Below are 18747 nucleotides of genomic sequence, written 5' to 3'. Positions count from 1 at the left end.
GCGCGCCATGAGCCATACTGTCGATGATGCCCTGAACATCCTGACCGCCGGAACAGCCAAAGTCCTCAGCCCGAAAGAGCTAAAGGAGAAGCTCGAACTCGGTCGACCACTCCGGATCAAACTCGGAGTCGATCCCACTGCCCCTGATATCCACCTGGGACACACCGTAGCTATCGAAAAACTGCGTCAATTTCAGGAACTGGGCCATCAAGCCGTGCTCATCATTGGTGATTTCACCGCCACGGTAGGAGATCCCACAGGACGCTCGGCCGCCCGTCCTCCACTCACTCGGGAAGAAGTATTGGCCAACGCCGAGACCTACACGACCCAAGCCTTTAAAATCCTCGATCATTCAAAAACCGAGGTTGTCTATAACGGAGATTGGTTCAGAACCATGACCTACGAGCAAGTTCTCAAGCTCAATGCACGGGTCACCATGCAACAGATGCTGCAGCGCGAGGACTTCAAATCTCGTATTGAAAAAGGCCAAGAAGTTCGCCTCCACGAAGTCCAATACCCTATCATGCAGGGCTGGGACTCCGTTGAGATTAAATCCGATGTCGAAATCGGAGGGACTGACCAGCTGTTTAATATCCTCGTTGGTCGGGACCTGCAAAAGGAAGAAGGCATGCCGCAGCAAGTGGTCATGCTGATGCCGCTGTTAGAAGGCCTCGACGGCATCAAGAAAATGTCCAAATCCGCACACAACTATGTGGGTGTCAGCGAAGAACCTAACGAAATGTTCGGTAAGCTGATGAGCATTTCTGACGAACTGATGGATCGCTACTACACTCTATTGTTAGGTTGCGACCGCGATAGCACCCAACACCCGATGGAGAGCAAAAAACAGCTCGCAGCCAAGATCACAGCGCGCTACCACAGCGAAGACGAAGCCACCGAAGCTCGCGCGACCTGGGAAGCCCGGTTTTCCCAGCGCGACACGGCTGCCGGTGCCGTGGAGGTCAATTTAGCCGACCTCTCCAGTGATCTTAACGTCATCACCCTTACCTCTCAAATTTTCGAAACTACTTTCAATTTGAAAAAATCCAATGGAGAACTGCGCAAGCAATTCATCACCACTGGCGCCGTTCAACTCAACGGAGAAAAACTCACTGATCCGATGGCGGACATCGCTCCCGAAGCAGGGGATATTCTCCGCCTCAGCAAAAAGCACTCTGTTAAATTTATCTGATTCACAAATCACTCACCCGTAATTACCTATCAACCGCTATGCACGCATACGAACTCTTCACCGCCGTCAAACCATCCATCGTCACCGACATGTTCATGTGGATGCGCGAAACTGATCGCAACCTCTACAAAACAGCCCTCGGCAGCCTCGCCACCAATCGCAAGCTCCGCCTCGCTTTCCTGCAGAAAAAACCAGCCGTCGAGCAGATTGCATGGATGCACAAAACTCTGAAGCTGAAAACCAGCGACATGATTGGCGAGCACCTGCTCCAAGTTTACTTCATGAAAGGCCAGAATGAAATGCTTGCCACCTTCTGCGACGGCCTCGGAATCCCCCACGACGGCAACGGCCAGGTCGAGGGCGACCTCCCTGAAACACTTGATGCTGATAAACTTAAGACCTCCATCGATACACTCTTGGAGAAATTCGATCCCGCCTTGGTTTCCCTCTATCTGCACACCTTCAATATCCAGACTCCGGAAGGCTGGGGAGAACTCAGTAGCGCGCTTGAATCAGATGATCGTCTGAAGCTCGCCTGAGCCATCTGCGGGGCCACTGTGAAAAGCCCTATTAATCAAGGTATTCCGTGTCTTACCGCTTGACCTCAAGGGGCTAACGCTGAATAGTCACGCACCCTTTCGGGAGATCTTCAGAACGGCACCTCCTGCCCGCTCTGGTTCCGCGATGTTTTCCATCCGTTGCCGGTCCCCGCTCTGGGTCCGCCGTGGACTACGCGACACCCTAACCCTATTCAATTTATCTCTTTATCCCACTTTCCCAACTAACTCATTCCCAATCACATATAACATGTTCGGTAAATTTTTCTCCATCAGATCCAACGATATCGGTATCGACCTTGGTACCGCCAACACCCTGGTCAACGTCAAGGACCACGGCATCGTCCTTCGCGAACCATCCGTGGTCGCCATCAACTCAGGAACCAACGAGGTGCTGGCTGTCGGTGACGACGCCAAGCGCATGCTCGGCCGTACCCCTGGTAACATCGTGGCCATCCGCCCGCTTCGCGACGGAGTCATCGCCGACTTCGAAGTCACCGAGGCAATGCTTCGCCACTTCATCCGCAAGGTCAACAATGGCCGCCGCCGCTCAAACCCCCGAGTGGTTATCGCCGTGCCTTCAGGCATCACCGAAGTGGAGCGCCGCGCCGTCCGCGAGTCAGCTGAGCAAGCGGGTGCCCGCGAGGTTTACCTCATCGAGGAGCCCATGGCCGCCGCGATCGGAGTTGGCCTGCCTGTTCAAGACGCCGCAGGTAACATGATCGTCGACATCGGAGGTGGAACCACCGAGGTCGCCCTCATTTCCCTCTCCGGCATCGTTTACAGCCGTAGTGTCAGAACCGCTGGTGATGAACTCGATGAAGCCATCACCCAGTATATGAAGCGCGCATACAACCTCATGATCGGTGAGCGCACAGCTGAAGACATCAAGATCCGTCTCGGATCAGCAGCCCCCCTTCCCAAAGAAACCAGCATGGAGGTCAAAGGACGTGACTTGGTAGCCGGTCTGCCCAAGACCATCACCATCACTTCTCAGGAAATCCGTGACGCTATGTCAGATCCGCTCAACACCATCGTGGACGCCGTGCGCACCACTTTGGAACGCTGCCCGCCCGAACTTGCCGCCGACCTAGTCGACCGTGGTATCGTTCTCGCCGGCGGTGGAGCCCTGCTCCGCGGACTGGACAAGCTCCTTCGAGAAGAGACAGGCCTTCCTGTTCACGTTGCTGAAGATCCTCTCAGCGCAGTGGCAGAAGGAACCGGCAAAGTTCTCCAAGAGATCTCGTTCCTGCGCCGTGTCACGAACACCGAGGCAAAGCACTAATCACTTCCGAGTGCTGATATGAAGCCGCAGAATCTGATTGCTCTCCTGTTGTTTATCGCGGGTGCCGTCTGGGCACTCACGCGCAGCGAGCAGTCTGTCCGCAGCATTCAGAAAACTTACTACAGCGCCATCAGTCCATTCCTCAAGAGTGGCTCCAGTTTGGAGACAACGGCATCCGAGTTCATCAAGGAAGCCGAGCACTCAGAAGAATGGAAAGCCAGATACCATCTGGCAAAGGAGGAGCTGGACAAGAAGCGCATGGAGGTCGCCCATCTGCGTAAACTTGAGGAAGAAAATGCCCGACTCAGTCAGGCTCTCAAGTTCAAGCAAGAGGCCCCTTTCCATGTGCTTGCCGCAAAAATCATTCGCCGCCAGCCCTCCACCTGGTGGCACACCGTCACGATCAATCGTGGCGAAAAACAAGGCGTCGGCGTGCAACTGCCCGTTCTCTCTCCAGAGGGACTGGTAGGCAAAGTCGATGCCCCATCAGAAGATACATCCACCGTTATTCTACTCACGGATGAAAAGTGCAAGGTTTCCGCCAAAGTGGACGGAACACCGGAACTTGGCATCCTGAGCGGACAACGAGGCGAAACCGGCCAGGACCCCGTCCTCCGGCTTAGCTTCTTGTCGAAAGACGCCAAAATCTCCGCCGGTATGCTGGTATTCACCACAGGCCGCGGCGGCCTCTTTCCGCCTGATATTCTTCTCGGTACAATCCAGTCGTTTGAATCCGGCCCTTTGTATGGAGAAGCACTTGTCAAGCCAGCGGTGGACTTTGCAGCACTACACACAGTGTTTGTAAAAATCCCGGACTCCCCTGCGGAGTCAGCCCGCTAGCCTGAACGACACGTGATCAAGTATACCATCAGTATTATCCTCCTGACCCTTGCGGCCTGCATGTTACAGCAGTTCCTGCCGGCGATCGGTGGCCTGCATGGTGCCCGTGTGCTGATCCTGCCATTGGTCTTTCTTTGTGCCGCAGTCACGGTGGATTTTGCCACGATGTTACTGCTCGCCTACCTGTGCGGATTTCTCTGGGATGCCCAGCACACGCTCGGACCTCAAGGCGGAGACCCCACCGTTTACAAAGAGCAAATCGAATCACTCCACTTTGGCTACAGTATCATCCTCTACGCGATGATGGGACTTCTGATGCAGGGGATTCAACCTCTGTTCCGCAAGGGCAAGTGGCACCTTTCCTCGCTACTTTCCGGCATTGCCATTTTCCTTTATCTGTTCTCGGAGTATCTTCTGATTAACTTCGTTCGTGGTGACTTTGTCTTCCCTGCCACTGCGTTCTACCGGATCTACTTAACCAGCGCACTCACCATGCTTTTCTCTCCCCTCGTTTTCTGGTTCATCTTTCAGCTGGCGGCTTTCAGTCGTCACACCATCCGCTACGATGGTCTGAAACGAACCACTCGATACATCGACTGACTCCAAAAAACTCCCTGTTTTAATTTCAATATCCACTCTTCTTCATGGAACCACGTTACCGCCTCAGACTCTATCTACTCACTGCTTTGATCCTTGTTGGGTTCGGAGCACTGTTGTCGAGGCTCTACACGTATCAGATTGAGGAACGCTCGCGTTTCCTCAAGCAGGTTCCATCGAACTACACGGTCACCATTCGCGAGCCTGGCATCCGCGGTGATATCACCGATCGGAATGGCGTCATCCTCGCTGAGAACCAGCGCAACTACGAGGTGGTCTTCAACCTCGACGAAATACGCGCCGACTACAAACGCTACCTGATCAAAACCGTGGGTAAGGATGCGGTCAAAGATTTCCGGCAGATCAAAACATCGAAAATCGTCAACGAATGGGTAAGGCCCAAGCTCGCGCTGCACAAGCTCGACACAAGCTATAACACCCGCTCACTCGACACCCACTACATCACCCACGGTGGACTTGTTCCATTCACGTTTCGGAACGACCTCACTTACAATCAGTTCGCCCATTTCGCGGAGCATAATCTGGAGCTACCCGGCGTCGATGTCCGGGTACGCCCTCGCCGTGAATACCTCTACGGCTCTCTCGCATCCCATGTTCTGGGCTACGTCAAACAGTGGGAAAAAGGAGCCATCTCTCCTGAAGAAAAACGCAAGTTCAAGCACTACACCGGCGATAGCACAGGCATCGCTGGCGTCGAGGCCACCATGAACGGCTACCTCACTGGAGCTGAGGGCATCAAAACCCTACTTAAGAATGAGAAGGGTGAGGTGCTTCAGATGGTCGACTACATCAAGCCCGATGTCGGATCTCGCGTAGAGCTCACCATCGATGCCCGCGTTCAATGCCTTGTTGAAAACACCCTTCGTCGTGTGGGCCGTGCCGCAGCAGTGGTGATGGATCCTAACACCGGCGAAGTCTTGGCCATGGCATCCATCCCTGACTTCACGCCAAGTTACTTCGTGCCGAGCATCGATCCGGATGCATGGAAAAATTACAACACCAACAAAGGCCGCCCTCTGGTCAATAAGGCGATTAACAACTTCACCCCCGGCTCTACCTTCAAACTTCCTACCGCCATTGCTGCAGCCATGCATGGCCATGCGCATGACGTTGAAAGCTGCCCCGGATATGTCGCCTACGGTAACATTCAGATCCGCTGTTGGAAGCGGACTGGTCATGGATCACTCGGCTTGCAGGAGTCCATCCAGCGCTCATGTAACTGCTACTTCATGAGAATTGCCAACGAGATCGGCAGTAAAAACATGCTGACATCATTCCAGCTGTTAGGACTTGGAATGAAGACTGGTATTGAACTTCCCTCCGAATCCCCCGGCTTCATTCCTGGCAACCGTTTCTGGAGAACTGAACTTCGTCCGGGAGCCGCTGTCACCCCCTCGATCACCGGCATGATGTCGATTGGTCAGAGCGACAGTGCTTCAAGCCCTCTGCAAATGGCCGCAGTCGTATCAGCCATCGCCAATCGCGGTCGTTATTATAAGCCCCGGATCGTCAAACGTGTCATTCATCCTCACAACGGCGTCTTGGTTCAGAACCGCCCTAACCTCAAAGTCAACTTGCTCCAAGAAGGTCTGAAAGCTGAACACTTGGAGCGCATCCGCAAAGGCATGTGGATGGCAGCCAATGAAGTCGGAGGCACAGCGCGCCGCGCAGCCGTCAAGGACAAGGACGTCTCAGCCAAAACTGGCACCGCTCAGACCGTGGATATGGGCATCAAGTCAAACGATGCTTGGACGGTAGCATTCGCCCCTTATGACCAGCCAAAATACGTCGTGGTCGTCGCCGTGAAACGCGGCACCAGTGGAGGTGCCGTCGCAGGTCCATTGGTGCACCTGATCATGCGCGGTCTCTTTGCCAGCGATGAAGGACTTAAACTTCCCTTGGTCAAAATGAAGGAATTTCACGGAGACTTTGTCGTCCGTGAAAAAGTCGAATTACCTGACGAAGGCGGCCTCATCGATATCGCCTACGAAGACGGCGAAACTGGCGATGAGGTTCCTAACATCCCCATGGCTCCTCCGGTTGCCGATTCCCAAACCCCAATCATCCCCAAACCCACCATCAAAGTCGAAGCTGACGCCGAAGGCTCACAAGCTCCCAAGGCGATCATCATCGAAGAATAATTTCACACAACCAATCACTCGTGCCGACAGGCACACCCAACATTTACTTACACTTACTCAAAAACAATTATGATCAAACGTATCAGACGAGCTCTCGGGCTCGGCACCCCTACCCCCCTTGAAGGAACATCACTCGTCATCAACTCCGAAAAACTCGAACGCCGCGTCGCCCTCATTGAGGATGGCTCGCTCGAAGAATATAACATCGAACGTGAGGGAGACCTCAACATCGTCGGTGGTATTTTCAAGGGCACGGTGAAAAACATCGAGCCCGGACTAAAGGCGATGTTTGTCGACATCGGTTTGGATAAAAACGCATTCCTACACTTCTGGGATGCCATTCCAGCTGCGCTCGACAGTGGCCTGGAGGAAATCCAGCGCGATGGCCAACAGAAGAAGAAAAAACCAAAGCGCATCAGCTCCAAGGACATCCCCAGCATTTACCCGCAAGGATCTGAAATCATGATCCAGGTCTCCAAAGGACCGATCGGAAACAAAGGACCTCGTGTCACCACAAACATCTCTCTCGCCGGCCGATATTTGGTGCTGATGCCTTACTCTGACCAGTTCGGTATCTCCCGCAAGGTGGACGACCCCAAGGAACGTCAACGCCTTCGTCGCATCATGCAGAAGCTCCAAGTTCCAGAAGGCATGGGCATCATCATGCGCACCGTGGCCACCGGCCAGCGTGCCCGTCACTTCGTTCGCGACCTCGCCATGCTGTTAGAACAATGGTATGCCGTGGAAGACAAGCGCGACAACAACCCTGCACCGCTCTGTGTTTTCCGTGAACCTGATCTGATCGAACGCAGCGTACGCAGCTTCCTCACTGATAACCTCGGACAGGTTCTCTGTGATGACGAGGAAACCACCAATCAAATGCGCGAGCTCGCTGGCAGAATTTCTCGCCGTGCCAAGCGTCGTATCTATCACTACCCTAGCCGACAGTCTATCTTTGCTAAAATCGGCATTCAGAAACAAATCGACGAAGCGTTTTCACGCCAAGTCTGGCTCAAGTGCGGCGGCTATCTCGTAATCGATGAAACCGAAGCCATGATCACAGTCGACGTGAATACCGGCAGAAACAAAGGCTCCAAAGACGTCGATAAAATGCTCTTGGAAACCAACGTCGAAGCTGCCGAAGAAGTTGCCCGCCAACTGCGACTGCGCAACATCGGAGGTCTGGTGGTCGTCGACTTTATCGACATGCGTCATCGTCGCGACCAGCAAGCGGTCTACCGAGCCATGAAAGAGCGTCTGAAGCGCGACAAGGCAAAGACTCAAGTGCTACAAATCTCATCCATCGGCCTGATGGAGATGACTCGCCAGCGCCTCAACGAATCACTCCGCGACAGTCTGCTAGAGCCATGCCCATACTGCCAAGGCCGTGGCCGGGTGAAAACTCCAATGACCATGAGTGTGGAAGTGCAACGCGCCCTGAACACCGTCATCCAACGCGGCGAAGGCCAACTCGGCGACCTGATCATCGTGGTGAACACCGAGGTCTTGAACCGTTTCAAGAACGAGGACTCCACCCTGTTTGTAGAACTCGAGCGTGCTCACAGCGGACGACTCACCTTCCGCACAGACCCCACACTGCATCGCGAACGTTTCGCCATCATCGAAGCCGACACGGACAAAAACCTGCATCAAGCATAGCTCGGAAAATCCCCCCATCCTGCAACCCCACAGCCAAACATTGCCAGATCCTAAAACTATCGAAATTGATGAGATCGTCACCCCCGACGCTCCATCATCTCAAAAAGCGGACTCACCTAAATCCGCTCGAAGCAAGGTGCGCACAGGTCAGCGGGAACCTGAAGCACCAGATGACCCCTTCGCCGGCTTTCAAAAATCCCTAGGCTGGAAAACCCGGATCACGCTCTGGATAACGCAAAAGTTTCTATTTCTCCGCAGCAAATCCTGGGGGAAATGGGTGATAGTGCCAGCAGCCCTGTTAGCCATTACATTGGCGATTCCTGCTGGACTTGCTTTCATCATCTGGATGTCAATCAAGTCATTCATCAGATCCTTCCGATCTCCTCGATAAGCCATAACTCACGGCAATACGCTCTGTGGTATTTGGTTAGGATCATATTGCCTCGGCTTGTTCTTTTTGAACCATTGCCACGCAACCGGGAGTAGAAATATGAACACAACAAGTTTGATGACGGCTATCATCGGTATGGCGAAAAACATGGTAATGCCTAGCCCGAGTATGAGAAGCATGACTCCTCCGAGGAGCAGTGCATTAAGCCAGTAGCTAGCCGGACTGCTTCCGGCAAAAAATTGACAGCTTGGATTTTGAGCTGCTACGCGTGAATGGAGCTGTTTGACAAAGTTCACATAAGAAGTGGATCGGTCTTCGAATTGGAGAACACCTTGATAAAATTCATTGCAAAGCTTTAGTCGGATGCCATTGCGTAAGTTCACTAACAACTCGTAGCGATTCCTTTGGTATCGTGTGGGGAAATACCTACACCTTATCTCTACCACATCTGAGATCTGATAGGTCAGGCTCCCCTGCTCCTTTTCCAGAATCAGTGAATGCTCGGATAGACGGTAAGTCGTTGCTTGCTCAAGCACCGAGACTCGCCCATGAAACTCACAATCCGGCAGCGGGCCTGACGGCATCACTGGTGGCTCGGATCTGGGATATTTTGAGTCCTTCGGAAACGGAGGTGGCTGACTCATGACAACTACATGTTGCGATAAGCCCCTATCCCGAATCCACTCAAAAAATCGAGCTTACTCCTAGAGTTATTGTAATCAGCCCCTTGGGCAATCGCTCTACTGAGCCTTAGGAACAGGCAGATCTTTGGCGCGGTAACGCAGAGTCATCACCTGTGCTCCAGTGGGGACCACGCTGCTCTTGGGAACGGGCCATGCTACAAACAAGAGTTGTTCCTTACTACGCAGACGCATGCCTGTGCGGGTGATGTATTTCCAACTGTTGCCAGTGGAAGCTGCGACTGAGTAATAAAACCCTCCTCGGTCACTCAGCTCGAACTGATGGCTGCCGATGCTACCAGGTCGAAATTTCTCTACCTGACTGTTCTGCTCAAGTCCAAGGGCTGACAGGGACATATTGATCACTTTTGCTTCACCGGTGACCGCCTTAGCGGGGCTGAGATCAACCAATCTGAGTTGCATCTTTTTCCAGTATCTCTCGCTGGGATCTTTGGTAATGACGATCATCCCATGGGTCATGTCTTTAGGAATTCCAACAGTACCTACTTCGATCAACTTCGGTCCGCGGTCCTTCGTATCGGCACCTGAAGAATCATCAGCTTCGAATGGAGCCTCTCTGTATATGGTGACCGCCTCCCTGCGTGGAATGAAATTGGTAGCGCCCAGGTTATTCTGTGCTGCGAGTAAACGGATGCTGCCTTTCTTAGTTTTGATATGATAGATCGCCGGCGCATATTCGAGCGGGTTTCTATACTTTTCACGGGGCATTCCGGATTTATCGAGATAAATGATAGGAGGTGGCACAAAACCTACGGGCATCAGTGATAGTCCTATTTTAGGACCTCGTAGTTCCTCAGAGGTGAGCGCTTCATCATCTTTTTTATCGGCCTCTGGAATTGGTACCTGTGAGAGGTCAATGTTATTGGCTGGAATTTTTGGCGCATCTTTCTCTTCAGGAGGTGCCGGGGGAGGAGGCGTTTGACTCTGAACACTCGCAACCGTAGCCAATTGGATCGCGGCTATCATCACAGCTAACATGGATGCCTTGAATAGTGGTTTGATATATTTCATGGTTGTTACTTTTTATGTGTTAGATCGAGGGAGCAAAGAGCGTCGTTGTTATATTTCGGTGGAAGATAACCAGCGGAATGAAGAGATCACGTAGCGGCGACCAAATAATCTATTCGTTTCACTCAGACCAAGATTTTCATCGCCATTAGGGAGAAATGCCGGTTCCTCCGGAGTGTCTCCGCTGTCAACATACTCTGGTATTCTTTGGACGGTAGCTTCACACCACGCGCGCGCGGTGATATTACCGTTGCTGTCCTTGGCATCACCATATGCACGGATAGTGAATGTATCGCCTCTGGCAGTCAGAACTGAACCTAACTGTTGCAAGATATCGCCCTGGTTGAGCCAACCTGGTGCACCTTCGACCTTGGAGCGGGGAAAGTGTTCGGGATTTCCTCGAGATGCCACACCGTAATCCTCTTGGACTCCTGAGTAGTTCGTCGGCATCACTGCCTCGCCGTTTTCAAGGTTAGCATTCAAGTTGGTATTAGCGATGGCAGCTTCGATCGTGCCCATCAGACCTGTCTCTTTCACTGGGCTGGATGTTGGAACCAAGCGACGGTTGACGAAATCTGAGATCGATACAAACGGACCGCGCAGTTCAACTTCTTCGACGATGGCTTCAGCCAGTGTGTCGATATCATCATCTGACAGCTCTCTGAAACCCGTCCAAGTGCTGACGTCCATGGCATCGGCATCATTGTATTTAGCCCCGGTTGGAGCCAGAAAACGAGGGTATGGATGCCCTCCACCAGTGTGGTTCGGCAGATTGATGCCCTTGAAGGAAGACAACAGAGCCTTCCACGCATCTTTGTTCGTGGAGTTCACATTGAACGGCCCTTTGATTACCAGTTGAGACGCTGCTTTTCGCCCGTCTTTAAGGGTGTCTGCATCAGCACCGCCCAGTGCCGTGATCCGAGAGTTCGGCAGCGACTTGGGTGCAGTGTCATCTAACAGAGTCGTCTTTTGACTCTTGGTTCCAGATGACAAAAAGTAACTGTCCCAGAGTGCGTAATTGGTCTCGTATGCAATATCGTAAACAAAATGGTCATTGGATGCACCGCTACCGGAAGAATGCATCAACTTCATCCATGAGGGCATGTATTTGGTCGTTGTCTCCCACTCGGATTCCAAGGTGTCAAATGGAGCCGCAGTCCGTTCGCGCTCAAATAGATTCACTGGAGCGCGTGAAGAACCAACTACATACGAAGGCTGCCAGATATGTTGAGACAATTGGGCGTGACGGAAGGCTCCCAAGCTATGCGGCTGGTAGTCTTTTCCGGGAACATCGAACAATGGATAAACATGCTCCGGAGTTGTTTCGCTGCCGGTGAAGAATAGGTTGGCGCGATAGCCATTGGAACTGGCGTGAGCTGCATACTCTACGCTGTTGTGAGGCATCGCTTGCTCACGCTCAATGGCGTATGGTCCCCACAGATACCAGTGGTGGGATTCGCCGTTATCACAAACGCTGTCGTAGGGACTGCGATGACTCAGCCCCGCGCGGAGGTTGAAATTGGAAATCATTGAGGCATGCCAAAACGCACCAGCTCCTCCGCCAGCCATGTTGTATGGATTCGATTGGGTCAACCACTTGAAACGTATTCCGTAGTTGGTTCTGGCCCACGGTTCAAAGTCAGGAGTGCTTTCGTAGTCATACACGGGCTCTACACCACCGACTTTCCAGCGACCGTTGTTGAAACGTCCCTGATATCCACGTGTCCAGTTATCGGTATCGATGAGCTGGACAAGCGGAGCATTTTCCACCAGATCATCGTAATCGGAAATGGCAGAATCGGGCATGAACAAGCCCACTTTGAGACCATTATCGTCGTTGCCCCACCACCAGTCCATCATATCGACCCAGTAGTAAGCTCCGCGGTTGTGGTTCGCATACACTGGCAGGTCTGTTTTGGCGATGCCAGGAAGAGTGGCCAGAGTAACGTAGAAGTTGGTTAGATCACGCGGATTAACCTTCGCGCTGATTTTATTATCAATGCTAGTTGTTCTGAAGGAAAGTCGCGTGGCTTTGCCTGCAAGAGCGTTTCCAGTAGGAACGGGAGAAAGCACCAGCGCCTCACCGGGATCAAAGGCAGTAGCGTCTGTCGTGAATACCATCCGGCGCGCAATGTTTCCACCGGCGCGAGTATCATAACTTGTGTTTCTGATATCGGTGACTGTTCCGTTCGCACGTTTCTCAACGATCACTGAGTCTTGAATGAAATGATTGAAATCGATCACGTATTCACGAGCATCAAGCTTCACGTTATATGGATTCCAAAGAACAATACGTGGGTAGAGGTGAACTGCCAAATAGCCCCTAACATAACTAAACCGTGTCGTCAGAGTTGCCTCAGCGATCACCGGATGCACTGATTGGGTCTGTTGCTTGGTGATATCTGGAAACTGGGAAAACTTTCCGGCACTGGTATAAGATCCCTCAGCGCTGGCGGCAATGCTTGGCGTTGTACCACTGGAAGCTTTGTTGGCCAAATCCGCCCATGAACGAAGAATTCCAAACCTCGGTCCCACGTTTGCACGCTTCGGACTCTCTAGAATCGGAGTATTGTCGGTGATGTCCGTGGTAGTAGTGCCCGACAAGGCGGAGATGGTGCCATCCTCGAGGAACACCGATAGATCGGCGCGCAGACCACTACGCAAGGTATCAGTAAACAGCCCCACCGAGGAGGTCGTTAGCGAGTGATAATGATTTTTAAGAGCTGTGCTATCAAGCCCCGTCAACGCGGCCTGCTGAACATCCAGCATCTTGGCCATATCCTCCTCTTCCAGACCATCATGCGCCGCCAATCCGGGCAGGTCACTTACTTGATACGTTTCAGGAGATAGTAAACGACGATAGCCTTTACCCCCGAAATTAACTGTCGCAGGCTGGTCGTGTTGGTACTGGTTATACAAGTCGATTCGAGCCTTGGTAGACTGATCAGAAACCCAATAGGCCATCGATCCGGTTTCGATGCCTGCACTGTTTTTTACGGATTCCAGTGGTACTGAGACGTAATCATTCGAATCACCGGCTGTCCCTCCTCTAACAATTTCAACAAGTGATGTTGATGCTGCGGAACTAGGGTCTGGATTTTCACCACTGACTAACCAGCCAGCAAGATACTTGCTACGTGGGTCTTCGGCTGAAAGATAGCGATTATCTACGATGGTTTCACCTTCTTCATCATAGTGGATGATTGGGGTTCCCGTTCCATCAGCTTCCTCGGTACTACGCCATACTCCGGTCCAGTTTGGATTCTGAGTCGCACCGATCAGATCGGCGGACGCGGTAACTCTCTGATCCGGTCCAGACAGCTTCTGCAACTGACCGATGGCCATCATCAGTGCCATCCGAGCATTCGCTTGGGCTACCGCTTGGTTATCGGCTTGTCTCGACTGCCTCAGCTCGAGAGTCGACAGACTCAACATAGCAAGCGCAATCAGGACCATCAAAACCATGACGGAAATCGTGGCGACAAGGGCAAATCCCCGTCGGTGAAATCGAACCGGGTGGATTCCACATTCATTGGAGCCCTCTTTGCCGTTCGATGTTAATTTGTGTGTTTTCATTTCGATTGATAGAAACATTATCGATCTTTAATTTGTGTGTAAGCAGGTGACGTGCCGAATCTAGTGAGTTAAACACCTTTTGATTCAGATTCATTTATCCTTTCACATACATATTCGCACGTAATCCGTTGTATGCACAATTCATTTCACATACTTACGCAATTTAGCCCACTTGCGCCAAAATTATGCCCTGTTAAAACAAGGTTCAAATAGGCTACAAACGCGCACTATTCGGGCCATTTAAGGCACCAAACTACCCATTTGGCCCGTTTCTGGCCCCTAAGCATCAAGGTTTTTTAGGATCGGGCCTAAAATCAACCAGCATCCTGGTTTTCACGGTTTTACCTCCTTTTGAATCCTGCGCATCGATGAAAAACACGAACATGCGCTTCTTGGCGCGTCGCATCATCATGGTGGTGAATACGGTCTGCTTGGTATCGATATCCGCCACACGTAACCAAGCTGCCTGCTTTTCTTCACGGACGGGAGCGAAGACCTGCGATTGGTTCGATTTGAGAACTCGACTGTCCTTATCCATCGCCACTTGCAGATCGGAACCGGCAAAATTGACCACCTGGCATGAACCATAGGGGAATTTACTCGGATCCAAATCGAAGACGCGGGAGAGAATTTTATCACCCCGTGGAATTAACAGGATCAGCGGTTGGCGCATGCTGTTAGGGATCGCAACTTTCATGACCTCCTCATACGGTATTTCTTCGTTCTCCGCCTTCTTGAAAAATAGAATGGGCTGAGCGGCTTTGTAGCGCATAGGAGGCGAGTATCCCATATCGAACAGATCAACTTTTATCAACGACTGCCCCTCGACATCCTTGGGACGTTTGATGAAAAGTTCGCCACCTTTCCATGCTCCAAAACTTGTTACACGGAATAATCGCGTGCCTTCAGCGCCTGTATCTTCTTGAGCATAAGCTAAGTTCCCACATGCGATCATCACGATCACCAGCCATGCTCTCTTGAGCAGAATAAAATTCCTCATAGATAAAAACGTCTCGCGTTGTATTGCTTAAACTTCCTCCGGACTCAACCAGCGAAATGACTGGATTTTGAACTTTCTGCCCAGTTGACGATTTTGTTCGGGCAGAGTTGGATTTGCTTCGAACTGTCTGATCACCGGTGTACCAGTGGAATCAGGGTAGCCTGGACGCTGACGAGTGGCTTCCTCGTCGGTGGGCACAACCCAGTCTGGAGTCCGTTGCACTGTGGCCTCACACCATGCTTTAGCAATCACTTCACCCTTGGCATTTTTCGCGGTTCCGTAGGTGCGGATCACAAAGGTGTCAGACCTGGTAGATAGGATACTGCCGATCGAACTCAGAACATCGGCTTGCAGTAAATATCCAGAACTTCCAGCGTAGTTACTGATCGTCTTGCTCTTGCCACCAGCCTGGTAACTAACATTTTCAAGGTTTGTGACCGTGGGTTTGAAATCGACTTTACCATCATTGAGTCCCGCTGCTTCGATAGCAGCCTGAAGAGCTCCCACTGCAGCCAGATCGGTTCCCTCCTCAACATCTGTGCTGAGTCTGCGATTCACAAAGTCGGCAAGTCCCATGAACGGTCCTCGCGCCTTGACCTGTGTGACCATGGCTTCTGCTAGATTTTCAATATCACTGTCCGTCAGCTCACGGAAGGAGCCGAACACCTCTCCAGAATTGTCAGAAGGGATCATGAATCGGCTGAAGGCATTGGTCACCTGCTTGCTATGGGATCCAGTGTTATCCACATAAGTAGCATCCACTTCTCGCAAACTTGAGAAGACAGCCTGCCAAGCTTTTTCCGAGGTGGAGTTCACATTAAAGCCACCAAACACGGCGAGATATTTTGCCAACTTATCATATTCTAACAACTCAGCTTTTTGTTCCGCACTGAGGGAGCGAGTGAACAAATCCATCCGAGGGTTTTGTAAGGGCCAAACACCAGAACGGTCGCCCGCGATCAATGCATCGATCGCAGCCTGCTGGGAGACATATCCCTGACTTGCAGAAAGCCGTGAAGCAGAGGCGTAACCCCAGTTAATACCTGAGAAAAAGTAACGGTCCCAAAGACTTTCATTACTAGCCCATGAGAGGTCAGCTAAGGTTTGCGAGGTCACAGATGAATAGCCGCCCCCCACAGTTGACCTACGACCAGCAATACTTGTTAGATCACGCAATCCTGGATGAGGAAATGAGTTACTGATCTCGAGTGATCCGCTTGACCCAGCCACACCACTGTCAACATGCTGCAACTGACCGAGTGAGCTTAATGGCAACTGAGGAACTTCGTAGAGAACAGTATGGGTAGAACCATCAGTAACTGTTCTGCCCTCCCCCCAGAAACCATGACCTTCAGGGTCTCCGACAAGCTGCAACTGAGACAAGTCATCGATCTGAGACAGGGAATAATCCCACTGCACGCTGGAGCGCTCCAGCCCGTCCCAGTCACGTGTGTCAAAGGCTCCTCCACGAGGATTCAATACCAGACTAGGAGCATCCTCCCGGGTGGTATTCATTCTGAGATCGAGAACACCGACGTAAAGTCCGCTATCACCCGGGGAAGGGATCTGGCCAGTGCTTACCTCTCGGACCACTTTGAAATTTGTTTGTGTCTTTCCGTTGTTAGCACTTGCTCCAATGTTAGAGATCAGTGGCTGATCGAGAATATCCTCGTCGCCATACATGTTTCTTGGCGGCACGTGTGCAAATAGATTTCGTTGCGAGCCGTCGTGATTTTTATCGTGGTAAAGATAAGTAACAAAACGATCGGTGGCCCCCCAACTACTCGAACGGCCATCAAGGGTGACTTTCACCGTGGTTCCGTCCTTAGGCTTCACACTAGTGTTCGGCGCGATATAAAACCCGGAATCTTCGCTGTAAGAAAATCCACCACGCATGGTTGAGATATAATTGTAAGACAATGCCTGATCCCCGATTTTCGCAGGAGAAATAACACGCGTCTCACCTGGCTCCAGAGTGTAGGGGCCTTCGTTAGGATCTAGAATCATATTGAAAGTTCCGAATGAATAGTAGTTCCCGGAGAAGTATTTCTCAGCTGACACGGTGCGCTTTGTATTTGAGTCATCCGTGTATTCAATCGTCACCTTCATCGGGTTGAACTTGGTGCACCAAAGACCGAGAGAGTTAAAAGTCACTGGCACGTTGTATGGGTTCACCACGGTGAGATAGGGATCAAATGAAAGGGCCAAACTCCAGTCGGCACCATTGTTTAAAGGACGTTTGACCATGCCGACAGCGACAGTCAAACGCACCACGATGGGAGTGACCTGAGGAGAACGGGCAACAGTCCGTTGCTGCGAAGAAGCGTCTCCAGAGCTAATGGCTCCTCGTGGCTCGTTCAGCGAATGAATACGTCCGTAGAAACCAAACGATGCCTTCGTGTAGAGATGGCCGTTACTGATGTGATAGGCGAAGGTGTCGCCCCCGACATCGTTCGCACCACCCTTTTTACCAGAATAGCTGTGAGGTAACGAGCCTCTCGCTGCGTAGCTGTCAGTTTCTACCCCTGTTACAGAGCGCCCCCAGCTTTCCTCTTCCCATTCCTTTTTATACAATCGGTAATAATTCCTAACAAGGTCCCATGAGGCTCCACGCACGATGCCTCCACCGTATGGAATCTCGCACATATACCCCAGATCGGGAGATGATCCCGCATGGTAAAAGCGGCTATCTATATATGGGCTACCGAGCTCATCGTAGAAATTGGTATTATTGTTTTCTCCAGCCGCGTGGAACTCAGTGAGTTCATTGAAATCCTCCATCGGCAATTCGAAGGCGGTCGATAAATCCCTCCTTACTCCCCCCAGTCTTGCATCGGTAAGCAATGCTACTGCCTGAGGCGTCACATCGTGGAAAACTTGCCGTGGTAGATTAGGATCGCTCGAAGGGACTCCGAAGGACTTACGGCTAACAGACGAGGCAAAAAGCTCTGTATCTTCAAGGTTCTCGTAACCACTGAAATCAATAGATGATACACCCGAATCGGCAGCGGTGCCGAGTGTGGCTACTTTGTTCCATTTGGAATCACTGACTTCGGGCACATAATAACTCGCTTTGATCCCTTCATCACCAATCCACCAAGCATAACCGCCAGCGGGTTTACCGTCCTTGGTCAGATCGATCCCTCTAACTTTGACTTGCGCGGTAGCATCCTCAACCGAGCCTTCGCCAACGAGCGTGATGAGGTCTGTGCCTGAGAGAGCCTGTGTGACATTGTTCTCGGCTAGTGTGCCCTCTGGATCTGAGACTCCCCAGCCGACAAAACTGCGCGTGTTTGGATCAAGAGGATCCCAATCATCTGTTTTCCAGAATCCCGTCCAATACTTTTTCCCTGGATCAACGTTGGCGGCGATGTCTGCACGAGCTGTTACACGTTGATCAGGTCCGGCATTCTTCTGTAGTTCCCCGATGGCAATCATCAGTGCCATGCGAGCATTTGCCTTGGCTTCAGCATGCGCATTGCTCTGGTTTGATTGACGGATTTCCATCGTTGAAAGACTGAGCATCGCCAAGGCGATCAACACCAGAAGCACCATCATGGTGATCGTCGCGACCAGTGCAAAACCAGATTCCGCCCCATGTCGGATAAATCCAGAACGGCGACTAATTCCTGATCCTTCTGGTTCAAACTGTGTGTGTGTTTTCATATCAAATTTGGCTAAGTGTTCCCAATCTTGCAGGTTCACCCTACACCAACACATCCGTAGTTACAATGTATATTTTCGAGGGCTGATATACACCCATCAACGCTAAAAACCAC

The 18747-nt window shown here is 51.7% G+C and carries 13 protein-coding genes; 8 read left to right on the top strand and 5 right to left on the bottom strand.

The window, feature by feature from the left end:
• Nucleotides 1-7: 7 nt before the first annotated feature.
• From tyrS to ACSPJT_RS16805, 8 genes are all read left to right on the top strand, one after another.
• Nucleotides 8-1192, top strand: a complete 1185-nt coding sequence (gene tyrS / locus ACSPJT_RS16840) for a tyrosine--tRNA ligase (RefSeq protein WP_435893725.1) — start codon at nucleotides 8-10, stop codon at nucleotides 1190-1192.
• Between the two features lie 38 nt (nucleotides 1193-1230).
• Nucleotides 1231-1731: a hypothetical protein gene (locus tag ACSPJT_RS16835; RefSeq protein ID WP_435893724.1), complete on the top strand. Its 501-nt coding sequence runs from the start codon at nucleotides 1231-1233 to the stop codon at nucleotides 1729-1731.
• Nucleotides 1732-1999: 268 nt separating this feature from the next.
• Nucleotides 2000-3034: a rod shape-determining protein gene (locus tag ACSPJT_RS16830; protein ID WP_435893723.1), complete on the top strand. Its 1035-nt coding sequence runs from the start codon at nucleotides 2000-2002 to the stop codon at nucleotides 3032-3034.
• An 18-nt stretch (nucleotides 3035-3052) separates the two neighbouring features.
• The gene (gene mreC / locus ACSPJT_RS16825) at nucleotides 3053-3874 is read left to right on the top strand and encodes a rod shape-determining protein MreC (RefSeq protein WP_435893722.1); all 822 of its coding nucleotides are present in this window, start codon (nucleotides 3053-3055) and stop codon (nucleotides 3872-3874) included.
• 12 nt (nucleotides 3875-3886) lie between these two features.
• The gene (locus tag ACSPJT_RS16820; protein ID WP_435893721.1) at nucleotides 3887-4474 is read left to right on the top strand and encodes a hypothetical protein; all 588 of its coding nucleotides are present in this window, start codon (nucleotides 3887-3889) and stop codon (nucleotides 4472-4474) included.
• A gap of 44 nt (nucleotides 4475-4518) precedes the next feature.
• Nucleotides 4519-6633, top strand: a complete 2115-nt coding sequence (gene mrdA, locus ACSPJT_RS16815; protein WP_435893720.1) for a penicillin-binding protein 2 — start codon at nucleotides 4519-4521, stop codon at nucleotides 6631-6633.
• 69 nt (nucleotides 6634-6702) lie between these two features.
• The gene (locus ACSPJT_RS16810) at nucleotides 6703-8292 is read left to right on the top strand and encodes an Rne/Rng family ribonuclease (protein ID WP_435893719.1); all 1590 of its coding nucleotides are present in this window, start codon (nucleotides 6703-6705) and stop codon (nucleotides 8290-8292) included.
• Between the two features lie 40 nt (nucleotides 8293-8332).
• Nucleotides 8333-8683, top strand: coding sequence for a hypothetical protein (locus tag ACSPJT_RS16805; protein WP_435893718.1), 351 nt, complete (start codon nucleotides 8333-8335; stop codon nucleotides 8681-8683).
• An 8-nt stretch (nucleotides 8684-8691) separates the two neighbouring features.
• Here ACSPJT_RS16805 and ACSPJT_RS16800 read toward each other — a convergent pair whose 3' ends face one another.
• From ACSPJT_RS16800 to ACSPJT_RS16780, 5 genes are all read right to left on the bottom strand, one after another.
• The gene (locus tag ACSPJT_RS16800; RefSeq protein ID WP_435893717.1) at nucleotides 8692-9327 is read right to left on the bottom strand and encodes a hypothetical protein; all 636 of its coding nucleotides are present in this window, start codon (nucleotides 9325-9327) and stop codon (nucleotides 8692-8694) included.
• Nucleotides 9328-9423: 96 nt separating this feature from the next.
• Nucleotides 9424-10395, bottom strand: a complete 972-nt coding sequence (locus ACSPJT_RS16795) for a hypothetical protein (RefSeq protein WP_435893716.1) — start codon at nucleotides 10393-10395, stop codon at nucleotides 9424-9426.
• A 48-nt stretch (nucleotides 10396-10443) separates the two neighbouring features.
• Nucleotides 10444-13968 carry a hypothetical protein gene (locus ACSPJT_RS16790; protein WP_435893715.1) on the bottom strand — a complete coding sequence of 1175 codons (3525 nt, stop codon included), beginning with the start codon at nucleotides 13966-13968 and terminating at the stop codon, nucleotides 10444-10446.
• Between the two features lie 286 nt (nucleotides 13969-14254).
• Nucleotides 14255-14968: a hypothetical protein gene (locus tag ACSPJT_RS16785; protein WP_435893714.1), complete on the bottom strand. Its 714-nt coding sequence runs from the start codon at nucleotides 14966-14968 to the stop codon at nucleotides 14255-14257.
• A 27-nt stretch (nucleotides 14969-14995) separates the two neighbouring features.
• Nucleotides 14996-18634 carry a hypothetical protein gene (locus ACSPJT_RS16780; RefSeq protein ID WP_435893713.1) on the bottom strand — a complete coding sequence of 1213 codons (3639 nt, stop codon included), beginning with the start codon at nucleotides 18632-18634 and terminating at the stop codon, nucleotides 14996-14998.
• Nucleotides 18635-18747: the final 113 nt, after the last annotated feature.

Origin of the sequence: Oceaniferula spumae (assembly GCF_042849255.1) — a bacterium.
In the GTDB taxonomy this organism is placed as follows: Bacteria; Verrucomicrobiota; Verrucomicrobiia; order Verrucomicrobiales; family Akkermansiaceae; genus Oceaniferula; species Oceaniferula spumae.
The sequence above is the reverse complement of the archived record's forward strand: the minus strand, read 5'-3'. Positions and strand labels throughout refer to the sequence as shown.

Excerpts from the sequence above, each read along its gene's own strand:
- ACSPJT_RS16785 (WP_435893714.1), bottom strand. The coding sequence starts at position 14,968 with ATGAGGAATTTTATTCTGCTCAAGAGAGCATGGCTGGTGATCGTGATG.
- ACSPJT_RS16800 (WP_435893717.1), bottom strand. The coding sequence starts at position 9,327 with ATGAGTCAGCCACCTCCGTTTCCGAAGGACTCAAAATATCCCAGATCC.
- ACSPJT_RS16830 (WP_435893723.1), top strand. The coding sequence starts at position 2,000 with ATGTTCGGTAAATTTTTCTCCATCAGATCCAACGATATCGGTATCGAC.
- tyrS (WP_435893725.1), top strand. The coding sequence starts at position 8 with ATGAGCCATACTGTCGATGATGCCCTGAACATCCTGACCGCCGGAACA.
- ACSPJT_RS16835 (WP_435893724.1), top strand. The coding sequence starts at position 1,231 with ATGCACGCATACGAACTCTTCACCGCCGTCAAACCATCCATCGTCACC.
- mrdA (WP_435893720.1), top strand. The coding sequence starts at position 4,519 with ATGGAACCACGTTACCGCCTCAGACTCTATCTACTCACTGCTTTGATC.
- mreC (WP_435893722.1), top strand. The coding sequence starts at position 3,053 with ATGAAGCCGCAGAATCTGATTGCTCTCCTGTTGTTTATCGCGGGTGCC.
- ACSPJT_RS16795 (WP_435893716.1), bottom strand. The coding sequence starts at position 10,395 with ATGAAATATATCAAACCACTATTCAAGGCATCCATGTTAGCTGTGATG.
- ACSPJT_RS16790 (WP_435893715.1), bottom strand. The coding sequence starts at position 13,968 with ATGAAAACACACAAATTAACATCGAACGGCAAAGAGGGCTCCAATGAA.
- ACSPJT_RS16810 (WP_435893719.1), top strand. The coding sequence starts at position 6,703 with ATGATCAAACGTATCAGACGAGCTCTCGGGCTCGGCACCCCTACCCCC.
- ACSPJT_RS16780 (WP_435893713.1), bottom strand. The coding sequence starts at position 18,634 with ATGAAAACACACACACAGTTTGAACCAGAAGGATCAGGAATTAGTCGC.